At 65.4% G+C, this 16,854-nt stretch carries 20 protein-coding genes; 13 read left to right on the forward strand and 7 right to left on the reverse strand.

Features of this window, described 5'->3' with window-relative positions:
- Positions 1-10: 10 nt before the first annotated feature.
- A complete protein-coding gene (locus LF63_RS12580) occupies positions 11-1,219 on the reverse strand; it encodes a hypothetical protein (protein WP_152569326.1) in 1,209 nt (402 codons plus the stop codon).
- 358 nt (positions 1,220-1,577) lie between these two features.
- Here LF63_RS12580 and metK point away from each other — a divergent pair, with 358 nt between their 5' ends.
- Positions 1,578-2,825, forward strand: coding sequence for a methionine adenosyltransferase (metK, locus tag LF63_RS12590; RefSeq protein WP_043102299.1), 1,248 nt, complete (start codon positions 1,578-1,580; stop codon positions 2,823-2,825).
- Between the two features lie 130 nt (positions 2,826-2,955).
- Here the strand turns inward: metK and LF63_RS15325 are convergent, their stop codons facing one another.
- Together LF63_RS15325 and LF63_RS12605 are read right to left on the reverse strand one after the other, a co-directional pair.
- A complete protein-coding gene (locus LF63_RS15325; RefSeq protein ID WP_152569327.1) occupies positions 2,956-4,041 on the reverse strand; it encodes an ATP-grasp domain-containing protein in 1,086 nt (361 codons plus the stop codon).
- Between the two features lie 145 nt (positions 4,042-4,186).
- Complete coding sequence (locus tag LF63_RS12605; RefSeq protein WP_043102305.1) at positions 4,187-4,540, reverse strand: hypothetical protein; 354 nt, start codon at positions 4,538-4,540, stop codon at positions 4,187-4,189.
- A gap of 272 nt (positions 4,541-4,812) precedes the next feature.
- Between LF63_RS12605 and LF63_RS16360 the strand changes: the two genes are divergently transcribed.
- The 3 genes from LF63_RS16360 to LF63_RS12615 all read left to right on the forward strand — a co-directional run bounded on the left by LF63_RS16360 (position 4,813) and on the right by LF63_RS12615 (position 6,652).
- Positions 4,813-4,938, forward strand: coding sequence for a hypothetical protein (locus tag LF63_RS16360; protein ID WP_268746047.1), 126 nt, complete (start codon positions 4,813-4,815; stop codon positions 4,936-4,938).
- A gap of 73 nt (positions 4,939-5,011) precedes the next feature.
- Positions 5,012-5,512: a hypothetical protein gene (locus LF63_RS12610; protein WP_043102308.1), complete on the forward strand. Its 501-nt coding sequence runs from the start codon at positions 5,012-5,014 to the stop codon at positions 5,510-5,512.
- A 132-nt stretch (positions 5,513-5,644) separates the two neighbouring features.
- Positions 5,645-6,652, forward strand: coding sequence for a phytanoyl-CoA dioxygenase family protein (locus LF63_RS12615; RefSeq protein WP_043102309.1), 1,008 nt, complete (start codon positions 5,645-5,647; stop codon positions 6,650-6,652).
- A 61-nt stretch (positions 6,653-6,713) separates the two neighbouring features.
- Here the strand turns inward: LF63_RS12615 and LF63_RS12620 are convergent, their stop codons facing one another.
- A complete protein-coding gene (locus LF63_RS12620; protein ID WP_043102311.1) occupies positions 6,714-8,381 on the reverse strand; it encodes a hypothetical protein in 1,668 nt (555 codons plus the stop codon).
- Between the two features lie 315 nt (positions 8,382-8,696).
- On the opposite strand from LF63_RS12620, the gene LF63_RS12625 reads away from it, so the two are divergent.
- Entirely contained in the window at positions 8,697-9,233 is a 537-nt protein-coding gene (locus LF63_RS12625) for a DUF924 family protein (RefSeq protein WP_043102312.1), read from the forward strand.
- 144 nt (positions 9,234-9,377) lie between these two features.
- On the opposite strand, the gene LF63_RS12630 is transcribed toward LF63_RS12625, so the two are convergent.
- Positions 9,378-10,721 (reverse strand): CotH kinase family protein, encoded by a 1,344-nt coding sequence (locus LF63_RS12630; RefSeq protein ID WP_043102314.1) that lies wholly within the window; start codon positions 10,719-10,721, stop codon positions 9,378-9,380.
- A 192-nt stretch (positions 10,722-10,913) separates the two neighbouring features.
- Here LF63_RS12630 and LF63_RS15905 point away from each other — a divergent pair, with 192 nt between their 5' ends.
- Positions 10,914-11,336 (forward strand): hypothetical protein, encoded by a 423-nt coding sequence (locus LF63_RS15905; protein ID WP_043102316.1) that lies wholly within the window; start codon positions 10,914-10,916, stop codon positions 11,334-11,336.
- Positions 11,337-11,588: 252 nt separating this feature from the next.
- Here LF63_RS15905 and LF63_RS12640 read toward each other — a convergent pair whose 3' ends face one another.
- On the reverse strand, positions 11,589-11,786 hold the full coding sequence (locus LF63_RS12640; protein ID WP_043103873.1) for a hypothetical protein: 198 nt from the start codon (positions 11,784-11,786) through the stop codon (positions 11,589-11,591).
- A gap of 86 nt (positions 11,787-11,872) precedes the next feature.
- Positions 11,873-12,373, reverse strand: coding sequence for a hypothetical protein (locus LF63_RS12645; RefSeq protein WP_043102318.1), 501 nt, complete (start codon positions 12,371-12,373; stop codon positions 11,873-11,875).
- Positions 12,374-12,542: 169 nt separating this feature from the next.
- Between LF63_RS12645 and LF63_RS12650 the strand changes: the two genes are divergently transcribed.
- The 7 genes from LF63_RS12650 (at position 12,543) to LF63_RS12680 (ending at position 16,832) form a co-directional block, all read left to right on the forward strand.
- Positions 12,543-12,839 (forward strand): hypothetical protein, encoded by a 297-nt coding sequence (locus LF63_RS12650; protein ID WP_043102324.1) that lies wholly within the window; start codon positions 12,543-12,545, stop codon positions 12,837-12,839.
- A 301-nt stretch (positions 12,840-13,140) separates the two neighbouring features.
- A complete protein-coding gene (locus tag LF63_RS12655; protein ID WP_043102328.1) occupies positions 13,141-13,518 on the forward strand; it encodes a hypothetical protein in 378 nt (125 codons plus the stop codon).
- A 375-nt stretch (positions 13,519-13,893) separates the two neighbouring features.
- Positions 13,894-14,532, forward strand: a complete 639-nt coding sequence (locus tag LF63_RS12660) for a transglycosylase SLT domain-containing protein (protein WP_052395077.1) — start codon at positions 13,894-13,896, stop codon at positions 14,530-14,532.
- A 94-nt stretch (positions 14,533-14,626) separates the two neighbouring features.
- Positions 14,627-15,067, forward strand: a complete 441-nt coding sequence (locus LF63_RS12665; RefSeq protein WP_043102332.1) for a MarR family winged helix-turn-helix transcriptional regulator — start codon at positions 14,627-14,629, stop codon at positions 15,065-15,067.
- Positions 15,064-15,825: a siderophore-interacting protein gene (locus LF63_RS12670; protein ID WP_043102333.1), complete on the forward strand. Its 762-nt coding sequence runs from the start codon at positions 15,064-15,066 to the stop codon at positions 15,823-15,825. Before LF63_RS12665 ends, LF63_RS12670 begins: the two co-directional genes overlap by 4 nt.
- A gap of 97 nt (positions 15,826-15,922) precedes the next feature.
- The gene (locus LF63_RS12675) at positions 15,923-16,435 is read left to right on the forward strand and encodes an MAPEG family protein (protein WP_235205325.1); all 513 of its coding nucleotides are present in this window, start codon (positions 15,923-15,925) and stop codon (positions 16,433-16,435) included.
- A 40-nt stretch (positions 16,436-16,475) separates the two neighbouring features.
- The gene (locus LF63_RS12680; RefSeq protein ID WP_043102336.1) at positions 16,476-16,832 is read left to right on the forward strand and encodes a DUF1304 domain-containing protein; all 357 of its coding nucleotides are present in this window, start codon (positions 16,476-16,478) and stop codon (positions 16,830-16,832) included.
- Positions 16,833-16,854: the final 22 nt, after the last annotated feature.

Here is a 16,854-nt window from a genome sequence, read left to right on the forward strand (position 1 = left end):
GGCGCGCGCGTCAATGCGTCGGCACCACGGCCGGCGGCATCGGCGCCATGCCGAGTACGCGCCCCCGCGGTCGCGCGACCACGGCGCCGGCCACCGGCTGCAGACGACCGCCTCGCTCGACCCACAGCCCGACCAGCCAGCCGCGATCGGCGCGCCATCCGAGATGGCCGTGCCCGATCCGGCCCAGCAACAACCGACCATGCACGCGCAGCGTGAAATAAGTGGCCTCGTTGCAGAAGTGGTCCAGCGCCAGCCCGTCCGCGAACGGCGCCGTGTTCATGACCTCGCGCGGCATGCTGTGCGCCCGCTTCAGCATGCGCCGTGCCGTCGCCGCATCCGCGTCCCGCACCCGCGGAAGACGACCGGCCTGCGGGCTGCCGTCGTAACGCGCGACCGCGCGCATGATCGCCTCGCGATAGAGTGCGCAATCGGCCTCGCCGCAGCGCAGCCGCGTCAGCGACAGGGTGTGATCGAAACGCACGCGCAACCGCTGCGGACTGGCCCAGCGCTCGCCGGTCCACCATTGCAGCGATACGTCCACGCCATCGACGCCCACGGCGCGCTCCAGCGCCGCATAGGTGTCGTTGCCGACGCGCAGCAGGGCCATGCGCTCGCCGTTGGCGCTGCATGGCGACTGGTCCAGCATCGGCGCGGCGACGGGATGGGCAAGCCCGTCGGCGTCGGCTCGGAACCACACGCGATACGCGCAGTCCGCCGTACCCTGCACGCTCTCCACCGCCCCCATGCGCGAGGATGCAAGCCAGTGCAGCGTCAGGTTCGGCGACGCCTCGCCGAGCCGCCCCACCTGCGCACGCAACGCGGGCGACATCTTCAGCCCGGCCGCCGAGAAGACGTGCTCGAATGGTGTCTTGTCGGCGGAGAGAATGCGCGCCGACTGCACCGCGTCATCGGCCTGCCGCCAAGCGTCGAGGACATCCGTGTCGGACCTCGCCGCACGCGTCCGCATGACTCGCGCCAAACGCTGCAGCGGCTCGTCCGGCAACGCGCCCTCGCCACGGCGACCCAACAGGTAGTCCATCCGCGAACGCGCCAGCGTCCAGGCCTCTCGCAGCACGTCCTCGCGCGTCGAGCCACGCCGCAACATGGTCCACAGCACATCGTCCCGATGTCCGCGCCAGAGCGTCGCATCGCGGACAGCCTGCCGGCGACGCCCTTGCGCGGAAACCGACGACTCCAGCCAGTGCAACACAACGTTCATGCGACGCAGCGCGGCATCCGCGCACAACACACGCTGGACCTCAAGCCGCGGCTTCGCACACGATGCCCCGGCGCGAGCCGCCGGAGCGATGCCCAGCGCGCCAAGCCCCAGCACCATCACCCACATCCACTTCATCGACTTGCTCCCCAGGACGGACGTGTCCAGACTGGGGCCGATACCCGGCGACCGCGGGGCGCTGTCCGGGCAGCCCGCGGCGCGCATGCGGGCGGTTTTCGGGCAGGCTCGGCTGAACGGAAAGGCAGGCCGCGTCGCACCGCACCATGCATTTGCGGGACAGCGGTTGTATGATGCCGCCTTTCATTTATCTCTCTATCCGCAAGGAAGGATATAGACCTCGATGAGCAGCTACCTCTTCACCTCCGAGTCGGTCTCCGAAGGCCATCCGGACAAGATCGCCGACCAGATCTCCGACGCCGTCCTCGACGCCATCCTGGCGCAGGACCCGCGTGCGCGCGTGGCCTGCGAAACCATGGTCAAGACCGGCGTGGCCATCGTCTCCGGCGAGATCACCACCGACGCCTGGGTCGACATCGAGGAGCTGACCCGCAAGGTCATCCTCGACATCGGCTACGACTCGTCCGAGGTCGGTTTCGACGGCGCCACCTGCGGCGTGATGAACCTGATCGGCAAGCAGTCGCCCGACATCAACCGTGGCGTCGACCGCAAGAAGCCCGAGGAACAGGGCGCTGGCGACCAGGGCCTGATGTTCGGCTACGCCTGCAACGAAACGCGCGAACTGATGCCCGCGCCGATCTACTACTCGCACCGTCTGGTCGAGCAGCAGGCCAAGATCCGCAAGCAGAAGAACAGCCCGCTGCCGTGGCTGCGTCCGGACGCCAAGAGCCAGGTCACGCTGCGCTACGCCGACGGCGAGATCGCCGGTATCGACGCCGTGGTGCTGTCCACGCAGCACGACCCGGGCCTGAAGCACAAGGACATCATCGAGGGCGTGCGCGAGCACATCCTGAAGCCGGTGCTGCCCAAGGGCTGGCTGGATTCGCTGCCGCAGTCGAAGATCCACATCAACCCGACCGGCCAGTTCATCATTGGCGGCCCGGTGGGCGACTGCGGTCTGACCGGTCGCAAGATCATCGTCGACACCTACGGCGGCATGGCCCGCCACGGCGGCGGCGCGTTCTCCGGCAAGGACCCGTCGAAGGTCGACCGGTCGGCCGCCTACGCCGCGCGTTACGTGGCCAAGAACATCGTCGCCGCCGGCATCGCCGACCGCTGCGAAGTGCAGGTCAGCTACGCCATCGGCGTGGCGCGCCCGACGTCGATCTCGGTCACCACCTTCGGCACCGGCAAGATTCCGGACGAGCAGATCGAGGCGCTGATCGCGCGCCACTTCGACCTGCGCCCGTACGGCATCATCAAGATGCTCGACCTGATCCATCCGATGTACCAGCGCACCGCCAGCTACGGCCACTTCGGCCGCCGTTCGACGGCGAAGGCCGGCTACAGCTACGAGTCCCTGGACGACAAGGGCCGCAAGGTGAAGCACAAGGCCGGCCCGTTCGAGGCGTTCCCATGGGAAAAGACGGACCGTGCCGAAGAACTGCGCAAGGCGGCGAAGCTGAAGTAACGTCGCAGCGAACGTACAATAAGAACGGAAACGGGCGGCTCCAAGCCGCCCGTTTCTTTATGCCGATTTCACCGGCAGGCGATGCGGAACATGCTGCACCACCACCCCATGAAATCGAGTTGCCGCACAGTCAGGGTTCCTCGGATGCGACCAGTGCGGTCTCACCATATGAGTCCATGACGCGCTGGTGCTCGTCCGATTGCTTGAAGTCTCCGAAATGCACCGGGCCACAGGCATCGAGCGAATAATCGCAGCGGCCCTGGATCAGCATTGCCGTCATCGCCCTGAGCAGAGGCACCTCGGGGAGCTTTTCCTCCACGAACAGAAACTGACCCGCCTGATTGATCTCCAGGAAATACATGTTCCCCTGCGGATCGACAACCAGATCGGCACAGCCGACAACGATACCCAGCTTCTTCATGAGCCTACGGATGCGCTCCTCCCATATGGCTGGCAGTTGCACGGTCTCCATGCGGGTCTCGCCTGCGAGGACCTGCTGACGCCAGTCCAGATAGGCGCCCCCGGTCTGCTTGAGCACGCGCACCGCAAAAATCCGGTCGCCGATCACGGTCACGCGAATGTCCTCGGTCTTGTCGATGTAACGCTGGAAGATGCCCGGGCACATGGCAATGGACGCTTCGGGCAGTTCCGAATTCACATTGAGCAGGGTCACACCCAGGTCATACAACTTGCCCTCGGAACGGCTCAGCCAACTGTGAGGGTAGAACGTTTTGTAGATCACCTGCCCCCAGCGCTGGATCAACCGTGCAACATCCTCGGCATGATTGGTCACCACCATGTCGGGAAACGGAATATCCAGCTCGACCGCTGCCTGCAGCTGCACGAGCTTGCTCTCGGCCACATAGGCCGCGACCGGATCATTGATCCAGAGTGTATCCAGAACCTTCCCCCCCAGATCGAAGAGATTCTTCTGGAAGAACTTCCACTGGACCCTGAGGAATTCACGATCCGACTCCATGCACTGCTCGGGCTTGGGCGTCTCCGGCCGCCGGAACCAGATTGAACGGGGCGTTTCCGGACAGGCATCCGACCACCAGCGCATGCCGTGATCGTCGGCGTGAATCGAGATACGCCGTCCCACACTACTGAAGTCCGGAGCAATCCGGGTCGGAACACCCATGCGGTCCAGGGACCAGCGCAAGGCGGCCGTGTGCGGCTCATTCCACTTGGCCAGAATCAGGACAGCCTTGTCCATGTATATCTCCATTCAATAAGCACACACGATATCGAGCGCGCCTTCATATCAATGGCCGACCGTCGCAAGACCGAGTAGGCAACGGCCGACCGGTAAGCAATTCGCCACTCCTGTCATCCGGTGCAGCAATTTGCTATCGCGACGACTAAGGCAGGAAGCCCGGATCACTCGCATCCGGTATATCGTTTGAGACCGAGCCGGACGTTACGGAGTGGTAGCACCCCTTCTTCAGCTCTTCCGTTTGCTTACGGCTGATCTCGCTGGCCACGACGCGCCCGAACGGGCGAATGGTGCAGCCGGTCACCTTGTTGATCTCCATGATGCAATCTCCTTGTTGAACACGATGAATGAGGCGCGCGAATAACACACGCCCCTCAAGTGCCCCGAATAACTGCAGGGCACCGTCTACCGATTCTAGAACCATCACCATAAAAAAATGTGAAAAATCACGCACGAACCTTACATCGGCAGCAAACAGCACCCAGACCATACTGGCCATGACGCCCGCTCGGCGTACGGCATTTGCCGAATATATGGAATTGACGCAAGGTAGATGATTATTTTCTCCTGGAAAACCAGCATAAAACCGCCTTTTCCTGTTTCGTGCTCGTCGCCGCGACGATCAGCACCCCGGTTCTGTCCAAGTCTTCGCACGATTCTCCGTTGCTCAACCGCTGGGCCGTCGTCCGATCACACCTGCCAATGCCGCCAGCACAACGGCCGAAAAAGGTCGTCACTGCGTTTCGTCCGAGTGACTCGATATAACTGGCAATGGACGTCATCGCCGCCGACGGCCAGCACATGACCGAAACCGCCGTGTACTACGACAAGGACGGCCATCCGATCATGCATACGCACTACTTCACCAGAATGGGGCCGCGTGCTGCTGCGAAGTAGGACGCCAACCGCCAACGCATGGCGACATGCGTAACTCCGACCTCCACGCATTCTTCCTCGACGAGGCATGGGCATGAAGTACCTCATCGTCTGTATGGCTCTGCTTGCCGCCGGCTGCGCCGCCGCGCCGAAACCGACCATGGAACAGGTCGGCCTGCGAACCGTTGCATCGCCTACGCCGTCTTGTCAGGCCGGGCACGAGAATGCGCTTGCGGACGGCGCGCTCATCATCGAACCCGGACAGACACTCTGCGTAGACCTGCATGTCGACGGCACGCGCGTGGAACCGGTGCGTATCGTGACCACCGCCGATCCCAAGCGCACGCTGATCATCCGGTTCTGGAACGAACCGGGCACCGATGACATGTATCTGACCCTGCACAACCCGCTGCCATCGACGCTGCGCTATCACGCCACGATGCGACGCAGCGGCAGCTATGTGTACGAAGCCACGAGCGTCTGCGACATCCTCTCGAAACGGTTGGCGATCGAACACTGGCCCTATCCGATCGCCGCGTTGCATCTGTCCGGATTCTCGACCACGGGCAGCGAGGATAGGGTGCAGTGCCGATGACCCGAACAAGCAGCCGACCGGCCACGGATTCCGGCGATGCCCTGCGGACAACCGCGCAACGGCCGCTTGCATGGAAAAACTTCTGCTAGATTCGGGCTCGGCACGAAGCCAACGACACTACAGGGAACCGCCATGTCCGACCTCCTTCCCGCCTCGACCGAGACCGGCACACTCGGCGTTCCGCATCTCAAGCGGATGTGGGCGGCGGCGCATGCCGCACGCTCGGGCGCCCAGTCTGCGCGACCGAACGAAGGACGGCTGGACCACCAGGTACTGAACGCTCTCGGCCTCGGCCTGCAGCAGACCTGGGCCTACCTGATGCATACCGCGCCGACGTTCGAGCGTTTCGAGCACTGGATCGTGGACACCGCCGGCGCGCCCGACCCGCTGGACCGCGAACGCCTGCGCGCGACGATTCATCGCCAGCCGCTTTCCGACACCGTGCGCGCGCGGCTGGACGCCATCGAGGCCAGCCCGCCCGTACTCGACGAAACCGATCTCGCGCACTGGCACGAACACGGCTACGTCGTGCTGCACGATGCGATCACCGAGAGCGAGCGCGAAGCGGCCGAGCAGGCGGTCTACGCGCACGTGCATGCCGATCCGAACGACCGCGAATCGTGGTATCGCGGCGACGGTCGCCACGGCATCATGGTCGAACTGATCCAGCATGCGGCGCTGAACGCGGCACGGCACTCGCCGCGCATCCACAAGGCCTTCGCGCAGCTGTGGGACACCGCCGACCTGTGGCCGACGGCGGACCGCTGCGGCTTTCACCCGCCGCAGCGTGCGGGCTACCCGTTCCCGGGGCCGGATCTGCACTGGGATCTCGATCTCGGCGCGCCCCTGGAGTTCGACACCCAGGGCATCCTCTACCTCACCGACACGCCGGCCGAACAGGGCGCGCTGACCGTGGTGCCCGGTTTCCAACGCAAGCTGCCCGATTGGCTGGCCGCGCTCGAACCCGGTCTCGACCCGCAGGACCAGGACCTGCACGCACTGGGCTCGGAGCCCGTTGCCGGCCGCGCCGGCGATCTGGTGATCTGGCACGCCTGGCTGCCGCACGGCAGTCGCCCGAACCTCGGCGAGCGTCCGCGCCTGGTGCAGTACATCAACCGCTCGATCAGCGTCTCGGCCTGACCGTCAAAAAAGAACGGGATGCCGCGCGGCATCCCGTTCTCCTGCGCGGACGAGCGCAGACTTACTTCTGCATGGACTCCTTGCTCTTGGCCATGCCATGGCCGCCGTCATCGTCCAGCACCAGATTGCCGAGGATCGACCAGGCGAAGTCGAGCTGCAGCTTGCCCTGGAACGACGGATCGTTCAGGCCGAAGTAGAAGTTCGCCGCGTACGGGTCCTCGCGGTGATCCACGTTCCTGTAATAGCCCGGCGTTGCCTGGTACTGCGCCTGCCCGTGGCAGGTCATGCAGTTGGTCTGCACGCCGTACTCGTTGTCGACCACGGTGCCGTTCGGCTCGGTGATGGTGCCCTTGGCCTGGAACACCTCCGGCGAGAAACCCGCCTCCAGGTGCGGGTTGTAGGCCGGAACCGAATAGCCCACGCTCTTGCCGCCGTTGATCGGCTGCGCCGGCGCGACCATCTGGTAGGCCAGCGCCATCGCGTAGTGGCTGGAGGCCGCATCCATGTCCTGCTGCGGACGCGCCGAGGCGATCGTGCTGCTGCTGGGCAGATACGGACTGCTCGGGTTGGCCGACCACCAGAAGGTCTGCCAGGCCCAGCGCGTGGTCTCGCGCGTGGTCACGTGCATGCCGACCAGGATCGCGATATCGCCCGCCGACACCTTCATCTTGGTCTGCGACGCGATGGCCGGCGCTTCCTCCGCGGTGATGACGTGATGGATGAAGTCGCCCACGTGGAAGGTCGTGGCCGGCGTGCGGCCGGTGCAGCCGGTGTCGATGGACGATCCGCTGGGGCCGTCGTGGGCGACGTCGACGTACACGCAGGCGCCCCACAACGATTCAGGGAAGGTCTTGGCCGGCGACGGCGTGCCGGGCCAACCGGGCATGGTGTAGATGCCGTCCTTCACGTTGCCGCCGGTCTCGTTCTTCTGGATGATCTTGTAGACCGGTTTGATGGTGATGGCGCTGGTCGGAAACACCGGAATCTGCGTGTATCCCTGCTTCAGATACCCGTTGAGCGTGCTCTGCAGGAACAGCTTGTTGCGGATGGCGTGCTCCGCGGCGGCCGGGTTGTAGGCGACCGTGACGAAGATGTTGGTGTCGCCGTCCGGAATCGTCTGCGCCGACTTCAGCATCGGCCGCAGGATACGGAACTGATGCGGCATCTCCAGCTTGAACCGGCTGCCCGGACGCAGCAGTTGCGCCTTGCGCAGCAGTACCTTGCCCTTCTCCACATCGATGCCGATGCCGGACTGGATGCGGTAGATCATGTTCGAGGGCGTGGTCCAGGTCTCGAAGGCTCGCACCGGCGTACCGTCGACCTTGCCGGTGAACTGCGTCAGCCCGGCCCAGATCGACCAGCTGTGCCGGACCAGCGCCGCCTGGTTGTCCGAGTAGACCCAGTCGTTGATGGTGGTTTCGGACTGCGGGTACGGCTCGCCGGTCGCATTCGGCAGATTCGGCACGCAAACCAGATTGCCGTTGATGTTGGCGATGTCGCCGCCCTTCATCACCTCGTTCTGGCACGCGCCCAACTGCGCCAGCGTGGTGCTCTTGAAACTTCCGCTCAGGGTCTGGCAGCTGGCCGACAGTGCATCGGCCTGCACGGTCGCACCCGTGCAACTGAGCAGATAGGAACCGGGCGGCGGGCCAGCGGTCGCTGCCGCGGCCGGCGCCGTCCAGATCAGGCAGGACACGCCTGCCAACGCAAGCATCGATGCGATGTTCATGTTCCCCTCCTCCTTGATGCCACGATCACGAGGAACCGGCGCGTCGTCCCATGAAGCGCCCTGCTCGCACCCGCTCCCCTTCGGAGCTGTCCGCCGCATGCTCGCGGGCCGGACAGCCATGATCGGTCGACGCACACGAACCGCACCGACCGAAATCCGTTGTCGAACATGCCGGCCACCCCATTCGGCCGGATACCGCGAGAATGTCTTGTCCCCATGCGCCGTGCGGCAAGCGCCCGGCACACTCAGACGATACGCTTGGCAAACTCGCAGCTATGCACGAATCTGGCAAGGATCATCGCCGGGGAAATCACGATGCACGACACCGTCCTAAGGTTCTGGTTCGACGACATCGAGCCCAAGCAATGGTGGGTCAAGGATGCAGACTTCGACCAGACCATCCGCGCGCGCTTCGGCGATCTGCTGGAGCAGGCCGCCGCCGGCGAGCTGTCGGACTGGCGCGATACGCCGCGCGGACGGCTGGCGGAAGTGATCGTGCTGGACCAGTTCTCGCGCAACATCCATCGCGACACCCGGTTGTCCTTCGCGCGCGACCCGATCGCGCTGGTGCTGGCGCAGGAAGCGATCCGCGCCGACGCACACGAGGCGCTGACGCCGATCGAGCGCAATTTCCTCTACATGCCCTTCATGCACAGCGAATCGCGCGCCATCCATGCGCGGGCCGAAGCGCTGTTCCGCGACAACGGTCTGGAAGACAACTACCGCTTCGAGCTCAAGCATCGCGACATCATCGAGCGCTTCGGACGCTACCCGCACCGCAACGCGATCCTCGGGCGCACGTCGACGCCCGAGGAAATCGCCTTTCTGGCGCAACCGGGATCAAGCTTCTGAGGTCGAAGCCATCTGACGTCGAACCGGCTGCGGGCAGCGCGCCCGCAGGCGCTTCCTCGACGCGTCGACCCGTGGCACGCCTCGGATCGGTGCGCGCCACGCACCGCTTTCCGTCACGCGTTCGACATCAGGGCGACCGCGCGCTCAGTAGGACGCCAGCATCGTTTCCAGGTTCGCGTCGATCCAGGCGATGCGCTGCGCGAGATAGCTTTTCAGCTCGGCCACCTGACTGGCGTACGACCCGCCGGTGTGCTGCGCCGGCCAGCGCGCCGCGTTGCGCGCCAGCGCGCCCGTCGACTGCAGGTACGCCACGTTGTCGTCGATCAGCGCGTCGATCCAGTCGCCCTGCTTGGGGTTGATGGCCAGCATCGCGACCAGCGCCCGCCAGCAGGCGCGCACCTCGTCCTGGAACGCGGGATCGCGGATCATCACGTGCCACCAGCACGGCGCCTGCCCGGCGATCGAGAACAGCCAGCCGTCCGGCTTCACGTAGCCCTGCGGATACTGCGAGCACGAGGCCACGTTGCCGTAGGACTTGTTCTTGTCCCACAGCGGCCCGGCGTAACAACTGCCCTTGCGCTTCACCATGAACGTGCTCTTGTGATAGCCGTCCGGGTCCTTGGCGATCTCGTTGAGCACGAAGTAGGCGGCGAACGACGGATAGTCGGTCGTCGTCTGCAGCGGCGCGAAGGACGCGGCCGGAATCGGCTTTTGCTGCGCCACGTAGTCCGAATACAGCGCCGCGAACTGGCCGGCCCAACCCTGGGTCAGGGTGCTGTCGATGTACCAGGCCGAGAAGGCAGCCTGCAGGTCCGCGCTCATGTCGGACAGCTTCGGTTCGTAGATCTCGACATTGCCGGTCAGCGGCGGCCGCGGCTCCAGCGCCAGATATTCCGGGTTGCCCTGGTTGGCCTGCACGATGGCATAGTCGACCGTCGGATGCTTGGCGTCGTAGGGCGCCTCGATGCGGTCGGGCTGGAAGCGTATCTTGTCGAAATTCAGGTACACGCCCTGATAGGCCGCCTGCAGCACCGCCGCATCGATCGTCGACGGCTCGAAGCCCGCTTCGCAAATAAACAGCTCGAAGAACTTGTGCTGCGGTGCATAGTGACCGAGCGAGCGTTGCATGCTGAAGGCCAGCACGTTGCGCAGGAGCGTGAAATCGACGGCGCCGCAATCGTTGAAGACCCAGTGCTTGCCGCCATTGGCCATGCCCAGGAAATGCTCGGGCGACGGATCGGTGTCCAGGCTGACGCCGTACTGTTTCTTGGCCAGCGACTTCGTCGCCTCGCCTCTCACGTGCATCGAGCCCTGCACGTGCGTGAGCTGCGCGGCCAGATCGGCCGTCTGCACCGTGGTGCCCGGCGCGATGTCAGCGTAGTAGATGTCGTAGGTCGGATGCTGGTGCGCGGCCGATGCCGACGCGGAGGCCTGCGGCGCCACCAGCACCACGGGGCTGGAGAATTGATCGAACGAAGAACCGGTCATGGACGTTCCCTTCCCTGATGATGAAATGCTGGCCGAGGCCAGGTGCTCTTCCCGGAGCGAGATGGACGACACGATGTCGCGGCGAACGCGACGCCGCTGCCCGGCTCGTGGCGCATTCGTAGCACAGTCCACGGGCGAACGCATCGCAGGCACCGTACAATCCCCGGCAGACCTCCCATCAGGATGGCATTCATGACCCCCAAGGCACGTCGCGTGTTTGCTGGAGCAGCTGGGATCGTCAGCGCCCTGGTCACCGTCGTCGTGATCGAGTTCGTTGGCCACAGCCTTTATCCACCGCCAGGGAATCTGGATCTTTCCGACCATGACGCCGTCGCCGCCTTCATCCGCACGCTGCCGCCAGGCGCCTTCGGTTTCGCGCTCTCGGCCTGGGCGTTCGGGGTGTTCGACGGCACGCTGGTCGCGACCGTGATCGCGCGCGGCAAGTCGGGGTTCTACGCACTGCTGGTCGGCGGCGTGGTGCTGCTGGCGGCGCTGGCGAACCTGGCGGTGATCCCGCACCCGATGTGGTTCCAGGTCGCCGCGCTGGTGTTGATCGGCATGGCGGCGCTGGCCGCGCGGCTGGTCGGCCAGCTGCTGATGCCGACGCAGCCATGACCGCGGCACTCGCACGGTTCGCCGCGCGAGCGGCTGAGCTCCGGCGCACCCGTTGCCGACCCCGCCAGGCCCGCCTCGTCGACGGCGATCAAGCGTCGCGCACGCTCAGGAGCGGTTTCATGAATCGGACTCCCGAGATCGTCCGCCCGTTCACGACCGTCGACCCGATGCCCGCGACAAGCGATTGAACGCCACGCACAGAAAAGGGCCGCACTCGGCGGCCCTTGACGCATCTGCCGACGACCGACCGTGCTAGCTCGGCCGTACGCCCAGGATGCGCGCCGGCAGCATCACCACACCCTTCAAGAAGGCGAACACACCCTCGACCGCCAGACCGAGCAGCCGGAACGGCAACAGCAGCAGCCAGACGATCGGGTACAGCACCAGCGCAAGCAGCGCCAGCGGCCAGCAGAATACGAGCAACAGCAGCCACAGTACGAAGGTCAGCACGGCAGTCTCCCGGCATTCGACGAGAAAAGTCATATGTATCATGGGGTCCTCGGCACGACATATCCAGTGCCGAAAGCCATGCTGTCTTAACGGCCGCCGTGTCTGCCGAACAGCTTCTTGCCGCGGAACGGCCCTGTGTAGAACTGCACGAACACGACCAGCAGCAGCACCGCCGACAGGCCGTCGGCCGGCCCCTCGATGTTGATCAGATGCCAGACCAGCAGCCCGTTCACGGAGGCGAGATAGCCGATCCACTCCCCATCCAGGGTGAAACGGGGCGGGCGCACGACCAGCGGACGCGTAGCGTCCATGTACACCGGCTTCCACCACCATGTCGCCTTGACCAGCAGATGCACGCCCTGCACCGTCAGCAAGACCTCGACGACGGCTGTCTCCGGACGCTGCACCACGAACAACCCGATCACGCACAGCAGTACGCAGAAATTAATCATGCGGCTGACGAACAGTGCGCGTTCGCCGGGTATGCGGTATCCCACGTGGCGTCCCGGTTTCACACGCACGCGCCCCCAGGAGCGGAAGGCAAAGGCCTCGATGTTCCCTTGCTGCAGTTCGACCATGATCTCCACGCTTCTCCTGCCGCCCCACGCAACCCACAGCCTGCTCACGTCCGCGCCTCAACCGCGCGCAACCATGCGATGGTATCCGTCAAAAAGTAGGCGCATGATACGTCCGAGAGGGGTTCCCGCAGGAGGCCGGTATGAAGACGTTCGGATTCGTCGTACCCGCGCTACCTGGATGATCGGCCACGCCGGCCATGCGCCGCATGCTCCGGCGAAGGCGCACGCAAGCGACCTGCCGGCCAGCGCCGATACCAGCGCACCGTTCACCGTCTGCAAGGCCACATACGCCCTATGCATCCAGGCCACTCCGATGGGAAACAATCCGAGCAACGGTACCTGCACCGTGCAGGACCGCTGGTGGGCGGGCGCCCAGACCTGCGGTCAGCTCGGCATGAGGAAGACCGCGGGCCATATCCTGTCGCGCGACTTTCCGATCAAGAGCTTCGTCGCCTGCTCCGAACCGACCACCTGAACGTTCTGCCTGGACAAGGTCTGCACGCAGCACGGCGACGACACGACCAGCGGCCTTTGCGAAGGCTGCTCGTCCCAGCGCTATGCGGTCTCCGCCGACGCGAACGCGTCGACGACCGGCAACGGCGACCCGGCGGTGTCCTCGGCCAGCATCGTGCAGCTGTTAACGATCGCCCCATGGCTGAAGACGCAGCCCAATCTGCCGCCGTACGATGTCGAGGCGCTGAACACCACATCCGCGCACACACGACCCATGCACGCCAACGGCCACTAGACACGCCAACCGTCCTGGACGACACGCCATGCGCCGCGCCGCGCTGACCGTCACGGCACTCGCGTTCCTGGCGGGTACCGGCCTGATCTGCATACAGGCCAAGCCGGCGATGGCCGGACTGTTCTTCGTGCCCTTCGCGCTGGGCCCGCTGTGCATCACCCTGTTTCTGGCAATCCTGTTCACGGACCGCCGCGCCGAACGTGTGCTGCTGATGTCGACGGCGTTGTATGCCGCTTGGTTCGGCTACGTCTATGTGGACATCTTCCACTGGCATGCCGATCCGCAGAGCGCCATCGGCCTGCTGTTCGTCGGCGTCTATGCCTTGCCGGTCCTGCTGGTGTTCTGGATCGTCGCCGGTCGCATGCAGCACACCGCAAACCGATCGCCCGCAGCGCGCCACCCGTAGCCGCTGCGGGCGCGCAACGACAACCACAATCAGCATTCCCCTACAGACATCGCCCATCGCATCGGAGATGCTTGACCCGCTCCAGGTCTCGCCGCATGCCGCACCTAGGACGGATGGCCTGCGACGAATGGAGCGGACGACACGGACCGGGCTGGGGGGCCTGCTCCGTGGAGGACAAAGCCCGACCCACAGGAAGCCGGCGTGGACGCGTCGGCTTCCTGCTTTTTGTCTGTCCGCATCGCCAGCAATCTCCGGCTCACACCACCGGAGACACTGCTGTCGCGGTGGCATCGTGTACGCCTTCGCTGGACCATGCGGCGCGGATGAACGAACCGCCGGGACCCGAGCTATGCAGTCGACTGCTACCCTTGGCTCATGACTGGAATCTGGATTCCCACGTGCCGCCGGATCGGCATGCTGGCGGCGGCCGTCCTGCTGGCCACCCTCGCCGGTTGCGCCTCCAATCCCCCGCGCCATACCGACAACCTGTGCAAGGTCTTCGACCAGCACCCGGACTGGTACGACGCCGCGCACGATGCGCAGAAGCGCTGGGGCACGCCGATCAACGTGCTGATGGCCTTCATCAACCGCGAGTCCGGCTACCGCAAGCGCGCCCGCCCCGACCGACCGTGGTTCCTGTTCATTCCGCTGCCGCGCAAATCCAGCGCCTACGGCTATGCGCAGATCCAGGACCCGGCGTGGGAGGACTACAAGAAAGCCAACGGCGGTCTCTTCAAGAGCCGCACCGACATGGACGACGCGCTCGACTTCATCGGCTGGTACACCGACCGCATCCATCGCACGCTGGGCATCTCCAAGTGGGACCCCAAGCATCTGTACCTCGCCTATCACGAAGGCATCGGCGGTTATCGAAGCGGACACTGGAAACGCAATCGCGCCCTGTTGCGCACGGCCGACGGCGTGGCCTACCGCGCCCGCGAATACGGCGCCCAGCTCAGGCAGTGCGCCGCGCGATTCCGTTGCCGCCACTGGTATCAGCTGCTGTGCCATTGACGCTGCGGCGTCGCCTGCACGGCACGCGACCAACTAGTTGACATCATCAACCAATGTCGACATCATATCGTTGACACTATCAACGATATCCGCCATGACCGCGCCCCATCCCGGCGACGCCCTGCACCGACTTCTGCACGCCTACAAGCGCGCGATGCGCGAGGCCTACCGCGCGGCCGGCATCGAACTGCCGTCCTCGCATCTGCGCGCCATGAAGGCGATCTGTCACCTGCCGCAATGCACGGCGCAGGCCATCGCCGAACGCATGCAGCGCGACAAATCGCAGATCACCCGCATGGTGCAGGAGTTGTGCGCCGAGAAACTGGTCAAGCGCACGCCCGACCCGCTGGACGGCCGTCGCCAGATTCTGACCCCGACCGCCTCGGGAAAGCGTCTGCGCGAGCGCATCGCCGAAGCCGAGCGCGAAGCCGGCGCGCGCATGGTGCGCGGACTGCCTCGGACGTCCATCGAGGCTTTCGTGCGCCTTGCCGAAACCATGGCGGCCAACCTGGATACCACGGAGCCTCCCCGATGAACCGTCCCGACCCCTACCGCTTCACCGTCCTCGGCAAACGCCACATCACCCCGCACATGCTGCGCGTCACGCTCGGCGGCGAAGGCATGCAGCGCTTCCCCGCCCAGCAAGCCAGCGCCTACGTGAAACTGCTGCTGCCCTTGCCCGGGCGCGAGCGCCCCTTGCTGCGTACCTACACCGTGCGCGCGCAGCGCGCCGATGCCATCGACATCGACTTCGCATTGCACGGCGACGACGGCGGCGGTCCGGCTTCCGGCTGGGCGCTGACGTGCGTGCCGGGCGACATCATCGAGATGGCCGGCCCCGGCCCCAAAAAGCAGGTCGATCCCGCTGCGGACTGGATTCTGATGGTCGGCGACATGACCGCCCTGCCCGCGCTCAGCGTCAACCTCGAGCAGCTTCCCGCCCATGCCCGCGGTCACGCGATCGTCGAAGTGCCGGATGCGGCCGATATCCAGACCTTGCCGACGCCCGAAGGCTTCACGCTGCAATGGATCGTCCAGCCGCACCCCGGCCAGTCGACGCCGCTGCTGGACGCGGTGCAGGCGCTGGCATGGCCCGAGGGCGGCACGCTCTCGGTATGGGCCGCGTGCGAGTTCAGCAGCATGCGCGCCCTGCGCGAGCATTTCCGCGACGCGCGCGGCGTGACGCGTCAGCAGATGTACATCTCCAGCTACTGGAAGCAAGGCAGCGACGAGGAATCGCACAAGACGCTGAAGCGTGCGGATGCCGAGGCAAACGAGGCGCGCGCGGCCTGAGCCGGCGTTTCCGCGCGAACCGGATGTCCTGCATCATGGACCGCATTCGCGATCACCGGACCTGCGCATGACGAGCCTCAGCGAAAAGCAACGCGGCGTGCTGCACGGCATGGCGCTGGGCATGACCGGCGCACTGGCGGTCGTGGGGCTCGGCGTCTGGCTGAATCCATTCGGCTATGCGCACACGCTGTCGCTGCCGACACGGCTCGGCGTCGCCGCCCGCGCCATCGCGCTGCCCGCCGCGTGTCTGATGCTCGCCATCGGCCGCCTTGCCGCGCATCGCTTTCGCACGCCCGGGGACATCGACGGCAGCGGCCTGACCCAAGGCAGCGAACGCGCAAACCTGCTGCAGGCCCTGCTGCAAAACACGCTCGAACAAACCGTGCTCGCCAGCGCGGCCTATGTCGCCTGGGCCGTCGCCGCGCCGGCCTCGTGGCTGTCGGTCGTGCCCCTCGCCGCCCTCACGTTCGTAGGCGGTCGACTGCTGTTCTTCGCGCGCTATCGCCACGGCGCGGGAGCGCGGGCATTCGGCTTCGCGTTGACGTTCTATCCCACCGCCCTGATGCTGCTGACCAGCCTGCTGACCATGATCTGGAACCTCGTGGCATGATGCAGACCCTACGTTCACGGGCGCCGCGCAGGAGAGCCGCATGATCCTTGTCGCCAACCTCATGGTCGGCCTGGTGGCCCTGTTGCACGCCGGGTTTCTGGTGCTGGAGATGTTCCTCTGGGACGAGCCGCTCGGGCGACGCGTCTTCGGCCTCAGCACCGAACGCGCGCAGACCACGAAGACGCTGGCCGCCAACCAGGGCCTGTACAACGGCTTCCTCGTCGCGGGTCTGATCTGGGGTCTGCTCGATACGACCAACGGGCTGGCGATCAAGACTTTCTTTCTTGCCTGCGTGATGATCGCGGGCATCTTCGGCGCAGCCACGGTCAGCCGCCGCATTCTCGTGGTCCAGGCGTTGCCGGCCCTGATCGCGCTGCTGCTGCTCTGGCTGGGTTGAACCTCGTCAGTCCGCCTTTCCA

The sequence above is a fragment of the Oleiagrimonas soli genome (assembly GCF_000761445.1).
Taxonomy (GTDB): domain Bacteria; phylum Pseudomonadota; class Gammaproteobacteria; order Xanthomonadales; family Rhodanobacteraceae; genus Oleiagrimonas; species Oleiagrimonas soli.